The sequence below is a fragment of the Nocardioides soli genome (assembly GCF_014191495.1).
GTDB classification, from domain to species: domain Bacteria; phylum Actinomycetota; class Actinomycetes; order Propionibacteriales; family Nocardioidaceae; genus Nocardioides; species Nocardioides soli.
The window spans coordinates 1,912,322-1,930,001 of sequence record NZ_JACHWR010000001.1 but is presented as its reverse complement, the minus strand read 5'-3'; the positions used below and the strand labels follow the sequence as shown (position 1 = coordinate 1,930,001).

At 72.8% G+C, this 17,680-nt stretch carries 19 protein-coding genes and 1 riboswitch; of the genes, 15 read left to right on the top strand and 4 right to left on the bottom strand.

Annotated features, from left to right (window positions below):
* Window positions 1-5 precede the first annotated feature (5 nt).
* Window positions 6-1,055 carry a Gfo/Idh/MocA family protein gene (locus FHU40_RS09575; protein WP_183591960.1) on the bottom strand — a complete coding sequence of 350 codons (1,050 nt, stop codon included), beginning with the start codon at window positions 1,053-1,055 and terminating at the stop codon, window positions 6-8.
* A 129-nt stretch (window positions 1,056-1,184) separates the two neighbouring features.
* Between FHU40_RS09575 and napA the strand changes: the two genes are divergently transcribed.
* The 7 genes from napA to FHU40_RS09540 all read left to right on the top strand — a co-directional run bounded on the left by napA (window position 1,185) and on the right by FHU40_RS09540 (window position 8,050).
* On the top strand, window positions 1,185-1,481 hold the full coding sequence (napA, locus tag FHU40_RS09570; RefSeq protein WP_183591959.1) for a nucleoid-associated protein NapA: 297 nt from the start codon (window positions 1,185-1,187) through the stop codon (window positions 1,479-1,481).
* A 3-nt stretch (window positions 1,482-1,484) separates the two neighbouring features.
* Complete coding sequence (locus FHU40_RS09565; protein ID WP_183591958.1) at window positions 1,485-1,979, top strand: LytR C-terminal domain-containing protein; 495 nt, start codon at window positions 1,485-1,487, stop codon at window positions 1,977-1,979.
* 51 nt (window positions 1,980-2,030) lie between these two features.
* A complete protein-coding gene (gene otsB / locus FHU40_RS09560) occupies window positions 2,031-2,882 on the top strand; it encodes a trehalose-phosphatase (RefSeq protein ID WP_183591957.1) in 852 nt (283 codons plus the stop codon).
* Window positions 2,883-3,049: 167 nt separating this feature from the next.
* Window positions 3,050-5,362, top strand: a complete 2,313-nt coding sequence (lon, locus tag FHU40_RS09555; protein ID WP_343057801.1) for an endopeptidase La — start codon at window positions 3,050-3,052, stop codon at window positions 5,360-5,362.
* A 101-nt stretch (window positions 5,363-5,463) separates the two neighbouring features.
* Window positions 5,464-6,219, top strand: a complete 756-nt coding sequence (locus FHU40_RS09550) for a hypothetical protein (RefSeq protein ID WP_183591956.1) — start codon at window positions 5,464-5,466, stop codon at window positions 6,217-6,219.
* Window positions 6,220-6,308: 89 nt separating this feature from the next.
* A riboswitch (SAM riboswitch) is annotated at window positions 6,309-6,457 on the top strand.
* A gap of 9 nt (window positions 6,458-6,466) precedes the next feature.
* Entirely contained in the window at window positions 6,467-7,747 is a 1,281-nt protein-coding gene (gene thrC / locus FHU40_RS09545; protein ID WP_183591955.1) for a threonine synthase, read from the top strand.
* A 27-nt stretch (window positions 7,748-7,774) separates the two neighbouring features.
* The gene (locus tag FHU40_RS09540) at window positions 7,775-8,050 is read left to right on the top strand and encodes a MoaD/ThiS family protein (protein WP_183591954.1); all 276 of its coding nucleotides are present in this window, start codon (window positions 7,775-7,777) and stop codon (window positions 8,048-8,050) included.
* Between the two features lie 74 nt (window positions 8,051-8,124).
* Here the strand turns inward: FHU40_RS09540 and FHU40_RS09535 are convergent, their stop codons facing one another.
* From FHU40_RS09535 to FHU40_RS09525, 3 genes are all read right to left on the bottom strand, one after another.
* On the bottom strand, window positions 8,125-9,186 hold the full coding sequence (locus FHU40_RS09535) for an RNA polymerase sigma factor (RefSeq protein WP_343057800.1): 1,062 nt from the start codon (window positions 9,184-9,186) through the stop codon (window positions 8,125-8,127).
* 134 nt (window positions 9,187-9,320) lie between these two features.
* Window positions 9,321-9,671 carry a YciI family protein gene (locus FHU40_RS09530; RefSeq protein WP_343057799.1) on the bottom strand — a complete coding sequence of 117 codons (351 nt, stop codon included), beginning with the start codon at window positions 9,669-9,671 and terminating at the stop codon, window positions 9,321-9,323.
* The gene (locus FHU40_RS09525) at window positions 9,668-10,033 is read right to left on the bottom strand and encodes a YciI family protein (protein WP_183591953.1); all 366 of its coding nucleotides are present in this window, start codon (window positions 10,031-10,033) and stop codon (window positions 9,668-9,670) included. The genes FHU40_RS09530 and FHU40_RS09525 overlap by 4 nt, the downstream gene beginning before the upstream one ends.
* A 114-nt stretch (window positions 10,034-10,147) precedes the next feature.
* Here FHU40_RS09525 and FHU40_RS09520 point away from each other — a divergent pair, with 114 nt between their 5' ends.
* The 8 genes from FHU40_RS09520 to FHU40_RS09485 all read left to right on the top strand — a co-directional run bounded on the left by FHU40_RS09520 (window position 10,148) and on the right by FHU40_RS09485 (window position 17,640).
* Window positions 10,148-11,167, top strand: a complete 1,020-nt coding sequence (locus FHU40_RS09520; protein ID WP_183591952.1) for a LacI family DNA-binding transcriptional regulator — start codon at window positions 10,148-10,150, stop codon at window positions 11,165-11,167.
* Between the two features lie 39 nt (window positions 11,168-11,206).
* The gene (locus FHU40_RS09515) at window positions 11,207-12,073 is read left to right on the top strand and encodes an ATP-grasp domain-containing protein (RefSeq protein WP_183591951.1); all 867 of its coding nucleotides are present in this window, start codon (window positions 11,207-11,209) and stop codon (window positions 12,071-12,073) included.
* A 366-nt stretch (window positions 12,074-12,439) separates the two neighbouring features.
* Window positions 12,440-14,065 carry a chaperonin GroEL gene (groL, locus tag FHU40_RS09510; protein ID WP_183591950.1) on the top strand — a complete coding sequence of 542 codons (1,626 nt, stop codon included), beginning with the start codon at window positions 12,440-12,442 and terminating at the stop codon, window positions 14,063-14,065.
* Between the two features lie 276 nt (window positions 14,066-14,341).
* A complete protein-coding gene (locus FHU40_RS09505) occupies window positions 14,342-14,890 on the top strand; it encodes a Uma2 family endonuclease (RefSeq protein ID WP_246390000.1) in 549 nt (182 codons plus the stop codon).
* A 33-nt stretch (window positions 14,891-14,923) separates the two neighbouring features.
* Window positions 14,924-15,451: a sigma-70 family RNA polymerase sigma factor gene (locus FHU40_RS09500; RefSeq protein ID WP_183591948.1), complete on the top strand. Its 528-nt coding sequence runs from the start codon at window positions 14,924-14,926 to the stop codon at window positions 15,449-15,451.
* Entirely contained in the window at window positions 15,448-16,083 is a 636-nt protein-coding gene (locus FHU40_RS09495) for a hypothetical protein (RefSeq protein ID WP_183591947.1), read from the top strand. Before FHU40_RS09500 ends, FHU40_RS09495 begins: the two co-directional genes overlap by 4 nt.
* 26 nt (window positions 16,084-16,109) lie before the next feature.
* Window positions 16,110-16,673, top strand: coding sequence for a nucleotidyltransferase family protein (locus tag FHU40_RS09490; protein ID WP_183591946.1), 564 nt, complete (start codon window positions 16,110-16,112; stop codon window positions 16,671-16,673).
* Between the two features lie 22 nt (window positions 16,674-16,695).
* On the top strand, window positions 16,696-17,640 hold the full coding sequence (locus FHU40_RS09485) for an endonuclease/exonuclease/phosphatase family protein (RefSeq protein ID WP_183591945.1): 945 nt from the start codon (window positions 16,696-16,698) through the stop codon (window positions 17,638-17,640).
* Window positions 17,641-17,680: the final 40 nt, after the last annotated feature.

The following is a 17,680-nucleotide window of genomic DNA, read 5'->3' as shown; positions in this document are numbered from 1 at the left end:
CCTCGTCAGGCCGGCGGACCGCCGTCGAAGGCGACGCCGACCTGACGGCGGACGTCGTCCATCTGGCGCAGGATCGTCAACGTCTGCTCGTGCGGCACCAGCGGGCTCTCGCGCAGGCCGGCCCGCAGGCAGCGGCCGACCTCGACGATCTCGTGCGCGTAGCCGCGCCCGACGACCGGCTCGGCGCCGCTGATCTCGACCGGCGTGCCGGGCTCGAAGACCCAGTGCCCCGCGCCCTCGACCTGGACGTACGGCGTGAACGTCGCCCGCGCCGGGTGGTGGAAGTCGTCGAGCTCGACGCGACCCAGGTCGGTCGCGATCGCGGCGCGCCGCGACGACCACGACGTCATCGAGGCGGTCATCGTGGCGAGCGCACCGTCGGCGTACCGCCCCGTCATCGAGACGTCGAGGTCGATGCCGCCCGCGCCGAGCGCGGCCGTCGCGCGCACCTCCTCGGCCGGGCCGAGCATCAGGTGCGCGAAGGTCAGCGGGTAGATGCCCATGTCGAGCAGCGCGGAGGCGCCCAGCGCCGGGTTGAGCATCCGGTCCTCCGGCGGCGCGTCCACGCGGAAGCCGAGCTCCGCGTGCAGGTGCCGCGGCCGCCCGAGCTCGCCCGACCGCAGTCGCTCGGCCAGCGTCCGGACCACCGGGTGACAGGCGGTCCACATCGCCTCCATCAGGAAGCGGTCGTGCTCGCGGGCCAGGCGCACCAGCTCCTCGGCGTCCGCCGTGTCGAGCGTGAGCGGCTTCTCGCACAGCACGTGCTTGCCGGCCTCGACCGCCAGTCGGGCGTTGTCGAGGTGCAGCGCGTGCGGGGTGGCGATGTAGACGACGTCGACGGCCGGGTCGGCGACCAGCTCCTCGTAGGAGCCGTACGCCGTGCCGCCGTAGTCGGCCGCGAACGCCCGCGCGCTCTCAAGCCGGCGGGAGCCGACGGCGGCGAGCCGGGCACCGGGCGCCAGGGCCAGGTCGGCGGCGAAGGTGTGCGCGATCTTGCCGGTGGCCAGGATGCCCCACCCGATCCCGTCCCCGGCACGTCCCGTGTCCTCGGCCATGGCTCGGACAGTAGCCGCTGACGACTCGCCGCCGCCCGAATCACATCGATGTGGTTCGCCGCCCTATAGTGAGGTGACCAGCATTGTCGACCCGAGCCGACACCGGCCGAATCTCCGGGGAGGAGCACCATGGACGCCGCCAACGTGGTCCACGGCGACACCGGCGACGCGACGCCGGACCTGAGCGAGCGCGATCAGGAGATCCTGGCCTTCGAGCGGCAGTGGTGGAAGTACGCCGGCGCCAAGGAGAGCGCGGTCCGGGAGAAGTTCGACATGTCGTCGACGCGCTACTACCAGGTGCTCAACGCCCTGATCGACCGACCGGAGGCCCTGGCCGCCGACCCGCTGCTCGTCCGCCGGCTGCGCCGGCTCCGGGCCGCCCGCCAGCGCCAGCGCTCCGCGCGCCGGCTCGGCTTCGAGGTCTGAGCCGTGGTCCGGGCACGCAACCAGCGTGGGGCGGTCTTCCCCTCCCCGGTCGTGATCCTCAGCGTGCTGGCCGTCGCGATGGCCGGCATCGCCTACGTCGCCACCCGCGGCGGTGAGCCGACCGAGCGCGAGGTGACCCCGGTCGTCCAGGAGCAGCCGAGCGAGTCGCCCTCCCCGACGTACGAGCCGACGAAGAAGGCCAAGCCCCAGAAGCCGCCGGTGCAGCGCGGCAAGGTCTACGTCGAGGTCTACAACAACTCCGGCATCACCGGCTTGGCCGGTCGGGTCGCCGACCGCGCCACCGGCATCGGCTGGGCGGTCGTCGGGTCGGACAACTGGTACGGCACGATCCCCGCCACCACCGTCTACTACCCCCAGCAGCTGAAGCGGGCGGCGAAGACGCTGGCGCTCGACCTCGGCATCCAGCGCACCGCGCCGGCCGTCGACCCGATGCGCCGCGACCGGCTGACGTTGATCCTCACCGAGGCGCTGAGCTGACCCCCGAGGTCGGCCGCCCGGTCGCTGGCCGCCTCATGGTTGGCTGGGTCCATGGAGTTCACCTCCGCCGACGCTGAGCGACGGTACGCCGAGCTGGTGCGGGCGGCGTCGCGGGCGGTGGTCGGCCTCGACTTCGACGGCACGCTGGCGCCGATCGTCGACGACCCGGCGGCTGCGCACATCCACCCGGACGCCCCCGCCGTGCTCGCCGAGGTCGCGCAGGAGGTCGCCGCGGTCGCGGTGATCACCGGCCGCCCGGCCCGCCAGGTCCTCGACCTGGGCGGCCTCGAGGACGTCGGCACACTGCTCGCCGACGCCGGAGCGGACCTCTATGTGTTCGGGCAGTACGGCAACGAGCGCTGGTCGTCGGCGAACCGCCGGATCGTCTCGCCGCGCCCGCCCCGGGGTCTCGCGACCTTCGAGCGCGAGCTGCCCGGCCTGCTGCGCGGCAGCGACGCCGCGGACGCCCACGTCGAGGACAAGGGGCTCGCGGTCGCCGTGCACACCCGGCGGCTGCCCGACCCCGAGGCCGCCTTCCAGCGGCTGCTGCCCGCGATCGGCGACCTCGCCGATCGCTATCAGCTGGCCGTCGAGCCGGGGCGGCACGTGATCGAGGTCCGCTCGCCGGGCATGCACAAGGGTCTCGCCGTCCGCACCATCGCCGACGAGCTCGACGCCGGCGCGTTCCTCTTCGCCGGCGACGACCTGGGCGACCTCGAGGCCTTCGAGGCCGTCGCCGACCTGCGCGCCGCCGGCCTGCCCACCCTGCTGGTCTGCTCGGCCTCCACCGAGGAGAGTGCCCTCGTGCCCCTCTCCGACGTCGTGGTCGACGGCCCCGACGGCGTACTCGACCTGCTGCGCCGGCTGGCCGCGGACGCCCGGATGTCGCGCTCGGTGGGATAGTCCGTCACGTTTCGGTTGCCTCGCGGCCGGTTCGACAGCCGAAACGTGACGGACTATCCCACCCTTCTGTTCGCTCTGGACGAACAGGAGGGGGTCTCCGGAACACCGGGGAGCCTCCAGGAGTTGAGTCGCTACCACTCAATCTTCTGACAAGGGAGGGCGTTCACGTGACCGCCACCAGACTTCCCGTTCTCTTCGTGTCCGACCTCGTCGTGCTGCCGGGCATGGTCGTCCCGCTCGCGCTCGACGAGTCCTCCCAGGCGGCGATCGACGCGGCTCGCGCCGGCTCCGACAGCCAGGTGCTGGTCGCGCCGCGGCTCGAGGACCGCTACGCGTCGTACGGCGTGGTCGCGACGATCGACCGCGTCGGCCGCTTCTCCGGCGGCTCGCCCGCCGCGGTGCTCAAGGCCGGCCCCCGGGCCCGCATCGGCAGCGGCGTCACCGGCCCAGGCGCGGCGCTGTGGGTCGAGGCCGAGCCGGTCGACGACGTCGTGACCGACCGGGCCCGCGAGCTCGCGGAGGAGTACAAGCGGCTCGTCGTCGCGGTGCTCCAGCGCCGCGAAGCGTGGCAGGTCGTCGACCAGGTCCACCAGATGTCCGACCCGAGCGCGATCGCCGACTCCGCCGGCTACGCGCCGTACCTCTCCATGGACCGCAAGCGCGAGCTGCTCGAGAACCCCGACGTCGAGGCGCGGCTCGACACCCTGATCGGGTGGACCCGCGAGCACCTCGCCGAGGCCGAGCTGACCGACAAGATCGGCGAGGACGTGCGCGAGGGCATGGAGAAGCAGCAGCGGGAGTACCTGCTGCGCCAGCAGCTCGCCGCGATCCGCAAGGAGCTCGGCGAGGGCGAGCCGGAGGGCGCCGAGGACTACCGCTCCCGCGTCGAGGCCGCCGACCTGCCCGAGCACGTGCGCACCGCCGCGCTCAAGGAGGTCGACAAGCTCGAGCGGTCCAGCGAGCAGAACCCCGAGGCGTCCTGGATCCGGACCTGGCTCGACACGGTCCTCGAGCTGCCGTGGGGCGTCACCACCGCGGACGCCACCGACATCGCCGCCGCCCGCGCGGTGCTCGACGCCGACCACCACGGCCTCGACGAGGTGAAGGAGCGGATCGTCGAGTACCTCGCCGTCCGCGCCCGCCGGGCCGAGCGCGGCCTGCAGGTGATCGGCGGTCGGGGCTCCGGCGCGGTGATCCTGCTCGCCGGACCTCCCGGCGTCGGCAAGACCTCGCTCGGTGAGTCGGTCGCCCGGACCCTCGGCCGGAAGTTCGTGCGGGTCGCCCTCGGCGGCGTTCGCGACGAGGCCGAGATCCGCGGCCACCGGCGCACGTACGTCGGCGCGCTCCCGGGCCGGATCGTCCGCGCCATCAAGGAGGCCGGCTCGATGAACCCGGTCGTGCTCCTCGACGAGGTCGACAAGGTCGGTGCGGACTACCGGGGCGACCCGGCGGCGGCGCTGCTCGAGGTGCTCGACCCGGCGCAGAACCACACCTTCCGCGACCACTACCTCGAGCTGGACCTCGACCTGTCCGACGTCGTCTTCATCGCGACCGCGAACGTCGTCGAGCAGATCCCCTCGGCCCTGCTGGACCGGATGGAGCTGGTCACGATCGACGGCTACACCGAGGACGACAAGGTCGCCATCGCCCGTGACTTCCTGCTGCCGAGGCAGCTGGAGCGGGCGGCGCTGACCCCCGACGAGGTGAGCATCTCCGACGCGGCGCTGCGCGAACTCGCGGCCGACTACACCCGCGAGGCCGGCGTACGCCAGCTCGAGCGGCTGCTGGCCAAGGCGCTGCGCAAGGCGGCGACGAAGCTGGCGTCCGGTGAGACGCGGGTCGACATCGACGAGCCGGGCCTGAAGGACCTGGTCGGCCGGCCGCGCTTCACTCCGGAGTCGGCGGAGCGTACGTCGGTGCCGGGTGTGGCGACCGGCCTGGCCGTCACCGGGCTCGGCGGCGACGTCCTCTTCATCGAGGCGTCGGCGTCCGAGGGCACGGCCGGCCTCACCCTGACCGGCCAGCTCGGCGACGTGATGAAGGAGTCCGCGCAGATCGCGCTGTCCTTCGTGCACTCGCACGCGGCCGAGCTCGGCGTCGACCCGTCGTTCTTCGAGCGGGCGATCCACGTGCACGTGCCGGCCGGCGCGACGCCCAAGGACGGTCCGTCCGCGGGCATCACGATGGTCACCGCGCTCACCTCGCTGGCCACCGGGCGGCCGGTCCGCTCCGAGGTCGGCATGACCGGCGAGGTCACGCTCAACGGCCGGGTGCTCCCGATCGGCGGGCTGAAGCAGAAGCTGCTCGCCGCCCAGCGGGCCGGGCTGACGGAGGTGTTCGTGCCGCTGCGCAACGAGCCCGACCTGGACGACGTACCCGCCGACGTGCTCGAGTCGCTGACCGTGCACGTCGTGGGCGACGTGCTCGACGTCGTCCGGGGCGCGCTCGCCGCACCCCAGGCGGCCGCCTCGGCGGCGTAGGACCCGCCGCCAAGGGGCGGGCCCCATGGCCCGGATGGGCGATGGTGGGCCGCCCCACGCCTTCGCGACCATCGGGCGTCAGGTCACGAAAGGACGAGTAGATGCCTGGAATCCTCACCCGAGCCGTACGAGAGCTCCTCAGCCCGGCGATGGTGGTCGCGCTGCTGGCGCTCGCGCTGTCGCTGGGCGGCACGGCGTACGCCGCGAAGCTGATCACCTCGAAGGAGATCAAGAACAACACGGTCAAGTCGGTCGACATCCGCAACGGTGGCGTCGCCGCCGTCGACATCAAGAAGGGTGCCATCGGCAGCGCGGAGCTCAAGGACGGTGGCGTGGGCAGCGCCGACATCGCCGACGGCGGCGTGGGCAGCGCCGAGATCGCGGACGGGGCGGTGGGGAGTGCGGACGTCGCGGACGGCTCGATCGGCCTCGACGACCTCAGCCCCGCCGTCAAGGCGGCGATCAGTCAGACCTGGGACCCGAGCCAGACGCTCGTGTCGGGGCGGACCGTGACCGGCTCGGTCTACTACAGCATCGACTCCTCCGCCGCCGGGCAGAGCCTGCACCAGGCCATCGCGCTCCCCGCACGCGCGCCGGTGGCGATCACCTCGGAGAACTTCGCGCCGGACGGATCGGTGCGGACCAGCGACGACGACCCCTCCTGCACGGGCACCTACAACGTGCCCACGGCGCCCGCCGGCAAGCTGTGCGCCTACTACTCGTCGAGCAACAACGTCGCCACGGTGTTGATCGCGCCGCTCCAGCCCGGCCGCGACAAGGGCTTCATCGTCCAGGCCGCAACGACGGCGAGCGGCATGACGTCGATCGACTTCAGCTGGGCCTACACGGCTCCGTAGCGAGCGCGTCACGACGACCACCGGTCCCTCATGCCCAGCATGTGGGACCGGTGGTCGCATGTTGAGACACGGCAGGTAGTGTTCTCACCAGCTCATCCAGAGGGACTGAGGGATACGGCCCGAAGACGTCCCGGCAACCGCCACGAGCCTCCGCCCCCGGCAAGACCAGCCGGTCGCGGTTCGTGGAAACGGTGCCAATTCCGCCCGGCGCGACCGTCGCAGCCGGGGAAGATGAGAAGGAGGAATCATGAGCGCCACCGTCGTCGAGACCAGCACCACTGAGGGGCCAACCCTGCGCGAGGGCGCGTTCGGGAACGCGCAGGCCCTGTCCTGTCGCGAGTGCGGACACCAGGTCGAGCTCGGCCCCCACTACGCCTGTCCGGAGTGCTTCGGCCCGCTCGAGATCGCCTACGACTTCGGCACGGTCACCCGCGAGCAGATCGAGGCCGGCCCGCGCAACATCTGGCGCTACAAGGCGCTGCTGCCGGTGCCCACCGACATCGAGTCCAGCCCCAACACCGAGCCCGGCTTCACCCGCCTGCTCAAGGCTGACCACCTCGCCGCCGAGCTCGGCATCGCGAACCTGTGGGTCAAGGACGACTCCACGAACCCCACCAACTCCTTCAAGGACCGGGTGGTCGCCTGCGCGCTGAGCGCGGCCCGCGAGCTCGGCGCCAAGGTCTTCGCCTGCCCGAGCACCGGCAACCTCGCGAACGCCGTCGCCGCGGCGGGTGCCCGCGCCGGTATCAAGACCGTGGTCTTCATCCCGAGCAACCTCGAGCAGCCCAAGCAGGTCAACTCGGCCGTCTTCACCGAGTCGCTGGTCGCGGTCGACGGCAACTACGACGACGTCAACAAGCTGGCCTCCGAGATCGCCGGCGAGGAGGACGGCTGGGCGTTCGTCAACGTCAACGTCCGCCCCTTCTACGCCGAGGGCTCCAAGACGCTCGGCTACGAGATCGCCGAGCAGCTCGGCTGGCGGCTGCCCGACCAGATCGTGATCCCGGTCGCGAGCGGCTCCCAGCTGACCAAGGTGCACAAGGCCTTCCAGGAGCTGATCAAGCTCGGCCTGGTCGAGGACAAGCCGTACAAGGTCTTCGGCGCCCAGGCCACCGGCTGCTCGCCGGTCTCGATCGCCTACAAGGCCGGCGTCGACGCGATCCGCCCGGTCAAGCCCGACACCATCGCCAAGAGCCTGGCCATCGGCAACCCGGCCGACGGCATCTACGTGCTCGACATCTGCCGCGAGACCGGCGGTGCGGTCGAGGACGTCACCGACGACGAGGTGCGCGACGGCATCGTGCTGCTCGCCCGCACCGAGGGCATCTTCACCGAGACCGCGGGCGGTACCACCGTCGCGGTGCTGAAGAAGCTGGTCGAGACCGGGCGGCTCGACACCGCGCTCGAGACCGTCGTCATCAACACCGGCCACGGCCTCAAGACGCTCGACGCGGTCTCCGGCTCCGTCGCTCCGGCCGCCACCATCGCCCCGACGTACGCCGCCTTCGCCGCCACCGGCCTGGCCTGAACCGCATTCCTGAGGAAGTCTGATCACATGAGTGTCTCCGTCCGGATCCCGACCATCCTGCGCACCTACACCGGCGGGGAGTCCGAGGTCAGCGCCTCCGGCACCACCCTGGCCGAGGTCCTCGACGACCTCGACGCGAACTTCAGCGGCATCAAGGGCCGGATCCTCGACGAGTCCGGCGAGCTGCGCCGCTTCGTCAACGTCTACGTCGGCAACGACGACGTGCGGTTCCTCGACCACCTCGCCACGGCCACGCCCGACGGCACCCAGATCTCGGTGATCCCGGCGGTGGCCGGCGGCTGATCGCGCATGTAACGCCGGGTTATCCGCTCTTCCCACCAGGTTGCAGCATGGTGGGAAGAGCCAGTAACCCGGCGTTACAGCCGACGCCGCCGCTCGATCAGGTGCGCCCGCTCGGCCAGGTTCGCGCACCGGCCGATCGCCTCGTCGTACGCCGTGGCCGCCTCGGTCGTCCGGCCGGCCCGGGCGAGCAGCTCGGCGCGGGTGGCGGGGAGCCGGTGGCCGGGCAGGGAGAGTCCGTCGAGGGCGACGAGGCCGGCGGCCGGGCCGGCCAGCTCGGCGACCGCGACCGCGCGGTTGAGCCGCACGACGGGTGAGTCGCCGAGTGCGAGCAGCTCGTCGTAGCGCTGCACGATCCGGTCCCACGCGGTCGCGTCCGACGACGCCGCGATGGCGTGCTCGGCGGCGATCAGCGCCTGCAGCAGGTACGGCGAGCCCGGGGCGTCCACCCACGGCTGCAGCAGGTCGAGGGCCTCGGCGATCTCGTCGGACCGCCACCGCGACCGGTCCTGGTCGGGCAGCAGCACAAGCCGGCCGTCGGCGACGCGGGCGTCGCGGCGGGAGTGCTGGAGCAGCATCAGCGCGAGCAGCGCGTCCAGCTCGGCCCGCGCGAGCTCGGGCGGGAGGACCGCCCGCAGCACCCGCACCAGCCGGACCGCCTCGCCGGCCACCTCGGCGCGCAGCACGTCGGGCCCGGATCCGGGTGCGTAGCCGGCGGTGAACGCCAGGTAGGCGACGTCCGCGACCACCGCCACCCGCGGGCCGAGGTCGGCCGGCACCTCGAACGACGCCCCGGCGAGCCGCTTGCGCGCCCGGGTCAGCCGCGCCGCCATCGTCGCCCGGGGCACGAGGAAGAGCCGCGCGATGTCCTCGGTCGGCACGCCCAGCACCAGGCGCAGCGTCAGCGCGGCGGCCGACTCGGGCGGCAGCGACGGGTGGGCGCACAGCAGCACCAGCCGCAGCCGCTCGTCGACCACGCGCGAGCCGTCGTCCGCCATCACCCGCTGGGCCTCCTCCTGCAGCGACGACTCCACGGCGAGCAGCGGCAGCTTGCGCGCCGCGACCGCCTCGGCCCGCAGCCGGTCCACGATCCGCCGCCGCGCGGCGGTCAGCAGCCAGGCCGGCGGGTTGTCGGGCACGACCTCCCAGGTGCGGGCGGCCGCCTCGAACGCGTCGGCCAGTCCGTCCTCGGCGAGGTCGAGGCGTCGGTACTGTGCGACGAGCAGGGCCAGCAGCCGGCCCCACTCGTCGCGCAGCAGCCGCTCGATCGGGGTCAGATCGCGACCTCGGGGACCGGCCGGACCTCGACGGTGTACTCCCGCGGCAGCAGCGCGGCCAGCTCGACCGCGACGTCGATCGAGTCGACGTCGATGACGTAGAAGCCGCCGATCTGCTCGACGGTCTCGGCGAACGGACCGTCGGTCACCGGGCGGTCCGGCCCGGGCCGCACGGTGCGTGCGGCGCCCGGTCGCGACAGCGCCTCGCCGCCCACGACCGAACCGCGCCCGGCCACCGCCGCGTCGAACGCCTCGAAGTCGGCGACCACCCGCTGGCGCGTCGCCTCGTCGGCGGCGTCCCACTTGTCGAAGTGGCCCTCCTCGGCCATCAGCAGCACGAACCTCACGCCGGCTCCTCCGCATGCACGACCGTCGAGCGCACCTCGACGACACCCTCGCCGTCCGCGAGGACACCGCAGACCTCGAGCAGGTCGTCGAGGTCGTCGCTGTCGACGACGTAGTAGCCGGTCAGCTGCTCCACGGTCTCGGCGTACGGCCCGTCAGTCACGGCGACGCCGGAGTCGGTACGCCGGACCACCTTGGCCGTGCTGGAGTGGGTCAGCTCGGCGCCACCGGTCACCGTGTGTCCGCGCTCGGCGAGCAGCCGGGCGAACTCGCCGTGCTTGGCGTACATGGCGGCCCGCTCCTCCTCGGTGGCGGCCGCCCAGGTGCTCTCGTCTCCCGGGAGCAGGACGACGTACGTGGTCATGGCAGATCCTCTCGTCTGTTGATGAGTCTGGCACTGCGATGACGGGCGACGGGTGGCCGAATCGACAGTCCGTCCGAACCCGGCGGCCGGGGATGGCCTCGGCATACTGGCGCCATGACCCGACCACCGCGGACCCGCCCCACGCTGGAGGAGGTGGCCGCGCGTGCCGGAGTCGGCCGCGGTACGGCCTCGCGGGTGATCAACGGCGGCGAGAAGGTCTCCGAGCGGGCCCGCCTCGCCGTGGAGCAGGCGATCGCCGAGCTCGGCTACGTGCCGAACGCCGCCGCCCGCGCCCTCGTCACCCGGCGCACCGACGCGATCGCGCTGGTCATCGCGGAGTCGGAGGAGCGCGTCTTCGGGGAGCCGTTCTTCGCCGGCGTCATCCGCGGCATCGGCTCTGCGCTCGCCGCGGCGGACCGGCAGCTGGTGCTGCTGTTCGCCCAGGCCTCGCAGCGCCGCGGCGCGCTCGACGAGTACCTCACCCGCCAGCACGTCGACGGCGTCCTCCTGCTCTCGCTCCACGACGACGACGAGCTGCCCGAGCGGATTCGCGCGCACGGCGTACCCGTCGTGGTCGGCGGCCGGTCGGGAGCCGACGTCGCCACCGACTTCGTCGACGTCGACAACCTGCAGGGCGCCCGGCTCGCGGTCGAGCACCTGGTCGGCCTCGGCCGCCGTCACATCGCCACCATCGCCGGGCCCGCCGACATGGTGGCCGGTCGCTTCCGCTACGAGGGGTACGCCGCCGCGCTGGCCGCGGCCGGGCGCGCGGTCGACCGGCGCCTGGTGGCGCGCGGCGACTTCGGCCAGGCCAGCGGCGAGCGGGCGATGCGCGAGCTGCTCGCCGGGGGCGAGGTCGACGCGGTCTTCTGCGCCAACGACCTGATGGCGGCCGGCGCGCTGCGGGCACTGGCCGCGGCGGGCCTGCGGGTGCCCAAGGACGTCGCGGTCGTCGGCTTCGAGGACGCCCCGATCGCACAGTCGACCACCCCGCCGCTCACGACCGTGCACCAGTCGCCGGAGGAGATGGGGCGCGAGATGGCCGCGATGGTCCTCGACGCCACCCGCGCTCCGGGGCCCCCGCTGCCGGGCCGGATGCTCCCCACGAGCCTGGTGGTCCGCGACAGCGCCTGACCGAGGGGGCGGCCCGCGAAGTCATCTAGTGTCCCCGTCATGACCGACCGGCCGCTCGTCCTGCTCGTCACCTGCTCGGGCCTGCCCGAGGGGGAGTACGGGCACGAGGCGCTCGACGCCGCGCTGCGCGAGCGCGGGCTCGACGCGCGCTGGGTCGTGTGGGACGACCTGGCCGTCGAGTGGTCCGACGCCGCGGTGATCGCGGTGCGCTCGACGTGGGACTACGACACCCGGGCCGGCGAGTTCCTCGGCTGGGCCTCCGGGCTGGGTCCGGCGCTGCTCAACGGCGCCCGGGTCTTCCGCTGGAACACCGACAAGCGCTACCTGCTCGACCTCCAGGAGGCCGGGCTGCCCGTCGTGCCGACCGCGGCCGCCGACACGGTCGAGGAGGTCCGGGCACTGGCGGCCCGGCACCAGATCGCGGTCGTCAAGCCGCGGGTCGGCGCCGGGGGCCGCGGGCTCGAGCTGCTGCGGGAGCCGGCGGCCTGGGAGCCGGACGGGGCGGGGCACGGCCCCTGGGTCGTGCAGCCGCTGGTCGACTCGATCCACCACGACGGTGAGACGTCGGTCTTCGTGATCGCCGGGCATGCCGTGAGCCAGGTCGACAAGCTGCCCGGGACCTCCGACATCCGGGTGCACGAGGAGTTCGGCGGTACGTCGCGGGCCGTGCCCCTCGCCCCGGACGCCGCCCTGCTGGCGACGGAGGCGGTCGCGACCGTCGCCGGCCTGCTGGGCGAGGAGATCGTCTACGGCCGGGTCGACATGATGCGCCACCGCGGCCGGTTGGTCGTCAGCGAGGTCGAGCTCACCGAGCCGGGCCTCTACCTCGACGTGTTGCCCGGCAACGCGGTGCCGTTCGCCGACATGGTCGCGGAGCGGGCGGGCCGGCGTACCGCGGCCGACTGAGGCGCGCGGCGCGGGCGCTCGTGCCTCGCGCGCGCGGCGCGGGCGCTCGTGCCTCGCGCCGCGGCCGCCCCTTGGTTTCGACGCGCGGTCACGCCCTCGCAAGCTCGGGCGTGCGCTTGCTCAACCCGATCGGTCCCAGCCCGGGCGCTCGTGCCTCGCGCCCGGGCTGCCGATCGCCTTGCACTCGGCAGGGGCGAGTGCTAAACATGAGGCTGGCACTCTCGACCTGAGAGTGACAAACCGGAACGGCGACGTTGAGGTCCTCACGCCCGGCGAGAAATGGTTCGTCGGGGGCGGGGTCCGTCCGTCGCGGGCAACCCGCCGCTTCCGGATACGAACTTCCGATGCGAAGGAATCGCAGGAGTTATGCCGAAGCTGATTGCATTCGACGAGGAGGCCCGGCGCGGCCTCGAGCGTGGCATGAACACGCTCGCTGACGCCGTCAAGGTCACCCTCGGTCCCAAGGGCCGCAACGTCGTACTCGAGAAGAAGTGGGGCGCCCCCACGATCACCAACGACGGTGTGAGCATCGCCAAGGAGATCGAACTCGAGGACCCCTACGAGAAGATCGGCGCCGAGCTGGTCAAGGAGGTCGCCAAGAAGACCGACGACGTGGCCGGTGACGGCACCACCACGGCGACGGTCCTCGCGCAGGCGATGGTCCGCGAGGGTCTGCGCAACGTGGCCGCGGGTGCCAACCCGATGGGCCTCAAGCGCGGCATCGAGGCCGCCGTCTCCGCCGTGTCCGAGCAGCTGCTCGGCATGGCCAAGGACGTCGAGACCAAGGAGCAGATCGCGTCGACCGCGAGCATCTCCGCCGCTGACACCACCGTCGGCGAGATCATCGCCGAGGCGATGGACAAGGTCGGCAAGGAAGGCGTCATCACCGTCGAGGAGTCGAACACCTTCGGGCTCGACCTCGAGCTCACCGAGGGTATGCGCTTCGACAAGGGCTACATCTCGGCGTACTTCGTCACCGACCCGGAGCGCATGGAGACGGTCCTCGAGGACCCCTACATCCTGATCGCGAACCAGAAGGTCTCGTCGGTCAAGGACCTGCTCCCGCTGCTGGAGAAGGTCATGCAGTCGGGCAAGCCGCTGCTGATCCTGGCCGAGGACGTCGACGGCGAGGCGCTGTCCACGCTGGTCGTCAACAAGATCCGTGGCACCTTCAAGTCCGTCGCCGTCAAGGCCCCGGGCTTCGGTGACCGCCGCAAGGCCATGCTGCAGGACATCGCGATCCTGACCGGCGGCCAGGTCATCTCCGAGGAGGTCGGCCTGAAGCTGGAGTCGACCGGCATCGAGCTGCTCGGCCAGGCCCGCAAGGTCGTCATCACCAAGGACGAGACCACCATCGTCGAGGGTGCGGGCGACGCCGACCAGATCGCCGGTCGCGTCAACCAGATCCGCGCCGAGATCGAGAAGTCGGACTCCGACTACGACCGCGAGAAGCTCCAGGAGCGCCTCGCCAAGCTGGCCGGCGGCGTGGCCGTCATCAAGGTCGGCGCGGCCACCGAGGTCGAGCTCAAGGAGCGCAAGCACCGCATCGAGGACGCCGTTCGCAACGCGAAGGCGGCCGTCGAGGAGGGCATCGTCGCCGGCGGTGGCGTCGCCCTGGTGCAGGCGTCGGCGACGGCGTTCGACAAGCTCGACCTGTCGGGCGACGAGGCCGTCGGCGCCAACATCGTGCGCGTGGCGACCGAGGCTCCGCTCAAGCAGATCGCGGTCAACGCCGGTCTCGAGGGCGGCGTCGTGGCGGAGAAGGTGAAGGGCCTCGCGGCCGGTCACGGTCTCAACGCCGCCACCGGCGAGTACGTCGACATGATCGGCGAGGGCATCATCGACCCGGCCAAGGTGACCCGCAGCGCGCTGCAGAACGCCGCCTCCATCGCGGCGCTCTTCCTCACCACCGAGGCCGTCGTGGCCGACAAGCCGGAGAAGGCCGCCCCGATGGGCGACCCGACCGGCGGCATGGGCGGCATGGACTTCTGAGCACCCCTGACCCGGGCCAGCTTGCTGGCCCGGGTCAAGCCAGGTGCCAGGTTGAGGAGCGTCGGCAGGGATCGCGCGCCAGCGCGAGACCTGCGACGCGTCTCGAAACCCAGTCGCCGTCGCTGCCCGACAGCACGAAGCAACACCCGAACGGCCCCGGTCCCACGAGGACCGGGGCCGTTCGGCCGTCTCGTGGCCAGCCCGATACGCGGGGGCTACCCCGGGGATTCGTCCTCGGTCTTGAGCTCCATGCCTTCAGCGGGCACGATGACTCCCATGATCGCCGCGTCCGGGTTCCCGCCCAGCGGTCCGCTGACGGCCGCGGACCTGGGCACGATGCCCGATGACGGGCACGGCCACGAGCTCCTCGACGGGTCCCTGATCGTCACGCCCGTGCCCGCGGTGCCCCACCAGCGTGCCGTCGGCAATCTGTACCTGCGGCTGCGCGAGGCCTGCTCCGACGACCTGGAGGTGATGCTCACGCCCTTGGACATCGCCCTCTCCGAGATCACCGTGCTCCAGCCCGACCTGCTGGTCGCCCCACGCGACGCACTCGAGGGCGAGCAGATGGTGGGCCTGCCGGTGCTCGCGATCGAGGTGCTCTCGCCGGGCACCCGGCTGATCGACCTCATCCTCAAGCGCGCGGCGTTCGAGCGCGCCGGGGTGGCGTCGTACTGGGCGGTCGACCCCGACCGTCCGTCGATCACCGCGTGGCGGCTCGACGGCGACGAGTACGTCTCGGACGCGTCCGCCAAGGGCGACGAGTCGTTCCGCACCGACGCGCCGTTCCCGATCGAGCTCCGGCCGGAGGAGCTGGTGCGCTGAGCCGCGTTGTCACCCGTGTGTGAGGGTGGTGGCGTGGACGAGAGCCGGCGTGAGCGCTTCGAGGAGATCGCGCCCGGGCTCATCGAGCCGCTGCGGCGCTTTCTCGCGCGGCGTACCGATCCCGACACGGCCGACGACGTCCTGGCCGAGACGCTGCTGGTCTGCTGGCGGCGGGTCGCCGAGCTGCCGGACGCACCGCTGGCGTGGGCGTACGGCGTGGCGGCCAACTGCCTGCGCAACGCGGAGCGGTCCGCGCGCCGCCAGCGACGGATGGCGGCCCGGGTCGCCGCGCTGGACCCGCCACGGCCGGTCGATGCCGAGCCCGACGGCGACCCGGAGCTGACCTCGGCACTGGCTCGCCTGCGCGCCGCCGACGCCGAGCTGCTGAGACTGTGGGCCTGGGAGCAGCTGACCCCGGCCGAGATCGCCACCGTGCTCGGCGTCTCGGCCAACGCGGCGAGCATCCGCCTCCACCGCGCCCGCGAGCGGCTGCGTGCGCAGCTGCGAAAGACCGGGGCGTCGTCCGGACATGAGGAGTCGAGAGAGGGGAGGACGCCGTGACCGGCACCCACGATCCGCGCGACGAGCTGCGGGCGCGGCTGCGCGCCGCCGACCCGGCGGCCACCCTCCCGCCCGACGACCCGGCCCGGGTCGCCCGACTCGTGGAGGACGTCATGAGCACCGAGCTGACCAGCGAGAACCGTGAGACCGGGACCCGCCAGCGCGGCCCCCTCACCTGGGCGGTCGCGGCGGCCGCCGTGCTGGTCATCGCCGGGGCCGGCCTCCTCGGCCTGCGCGCGCTGACCGGCGACGACCCGGCGCCGGTCGGCACCGAGCAGGCCGCCCCCTCCGTCACCCGGCTCGAGGTGCCCGAGAGCGCAGGGTCTGCCAAGTGCCTCGTCCCGAGCGCCGAGACCCTCGCCCACGCCGACACGGCGTTCGACGGCACCGTCACCGCGATCGACGGGGACCAGGTGACGCTGGCGCCGACCCGGTGGTACGTCGGCGACCCGACCGACGAGGTGCAGGTCACCGCGCCGAGCGAGCAGCTGCAGCGGGTCGCCTCGGCGGTCGACTTCGAGGAGGGCGGCCGCTACCTGGTCTCCGCCACCCAGGGTCAGGTCTCGCTGTGCGGCCTGTCCGCGGCGTACGACGACGACCTGGCGGCGATCTACCAGCAGGCCTTCGGCTGAGCGACGGGGCACGACAGAATGCGTCCGTGACCGTCCACGGGATCCTGCTCGCCGCCGGTGCCGGGCGCCGGATGGGCCGACCCAAGGCGCTGGTGCGCGGTGCCGACGGCGAGCCGTGGCTGATCCGCGGCGCCCGGGTGCTGCGCGAGGGTGGCTGCGACCAGGTCGACGTGGTGCTGGGTGCGGCCGCCGAGGAGGCGCTGCCGCTGCTCGAGGGCACCGGCGCCGCGGCGGTGATCGCCGCCGACTGGGCACACGGCATGTCGGCGTCGCTGCGGGCCGGGCTGGCCTCGGTGCAGGGGACCGACGCCGTCGCCGCCGTCGTCACGCTCGTCGACCTGCCCGACGTGGGCGCCGACGTGGTCCGGCGGCTGCTCGAGGACGCGCCCGGGGCGGGCACGCTGCGCCGGGCGGCGTACGACGGACGGCCCGGGCACCCGGTCGTGCTCGGCCGGGACCACTGGGCGGCGATCGCCTCCGGCACCAGCGGCGACCGCGGCGCCCGCGACTACCTGGCGAGCCGTGCCGTCGAGCTCGTCGAGTGCGGCGACCTCGCGGGCGGCCGGGACGTCGACACGATTGAGACCTGATGTCCTGGGTAGGAGCGTCCTCATGCGCTCTCCCGTACTCGGAACGGTCCGCTCCATCCTCGCCACGGCGACGGCCGGTGCCCTGCTGCTGACGGGGCTGCCGACCGGCCAGGCCGCCGCACAACCGCACCGGTCACACCAGTCACACCAGCCGCCGCAGCACCACGCCGCGGCGGAGCGGGCCACGGTCGTCCGGGTCGGCACGTTCAACATCAACGCCGGGCTGCCGGTGGACCGGTGGCGCCAGGCGGTCTACGACTTCAGCCTGCTCGTCGACGTCGGCGGCCTCCAGGAGGCCGCCGGCAAGGACAAGGCGCATGCGCTCGAGACGATGCCGGGGGTCGGCAGCTACGTGTCGAAGCGGTTCCTCCAGGAGCCGGTCATCTGGAACCGGGACGCCTTCATGCTGCTCCGCGGCCGGTCCCCGAAGATCGCCGCCGGCCGGATGGTCGAGAGCAAGACCGGTCCCGGCCTGGTCCGGCAGCCGGCGACGCTGGCGACCGTGGTCCGGCTGCGCAGCCGGACCAGCGGCGAGACGGTCTCCGTCCTCAACGTGCACCTGCTCTCCGGTGCGGTGAACGCCGGCAAGCGGCTGCCGGGCGTGCCGCGCCGGTTCGGCATGTACCGCGACCAGGTGCGCAACCTCGGCAAGCTGGTGCGGAAGGAGAAGCGCTGGGCCGGTGGCCCGGTCTGGCTGGTCGGCGACTTCAACGTCAACTACGGGCGCGACAAGGCGGTGCGCAACAGGTCGCTCGCCTACGCGACGATGCGTCGCAAGGGTCTCGTGGCCTCGTGGGAGGCCCGCAAGGGCCAGCTGAAGCCCGGCCAGGGCTCGGGCTCGCGCGGCGGCGCCTACCTCGACGTGATCTGGTCGCAGCGCAAGGCCCGGTCGGTGGCCGTGCACCGCGACGAGCGGTTCCGCGTCTCCGACCACTACCCGGTCGTCTCGGCGTACGCCGCCCCCTGAGCCCCTCGATCGGCCGGCGATCGCCGGGGCCAACCCGCCG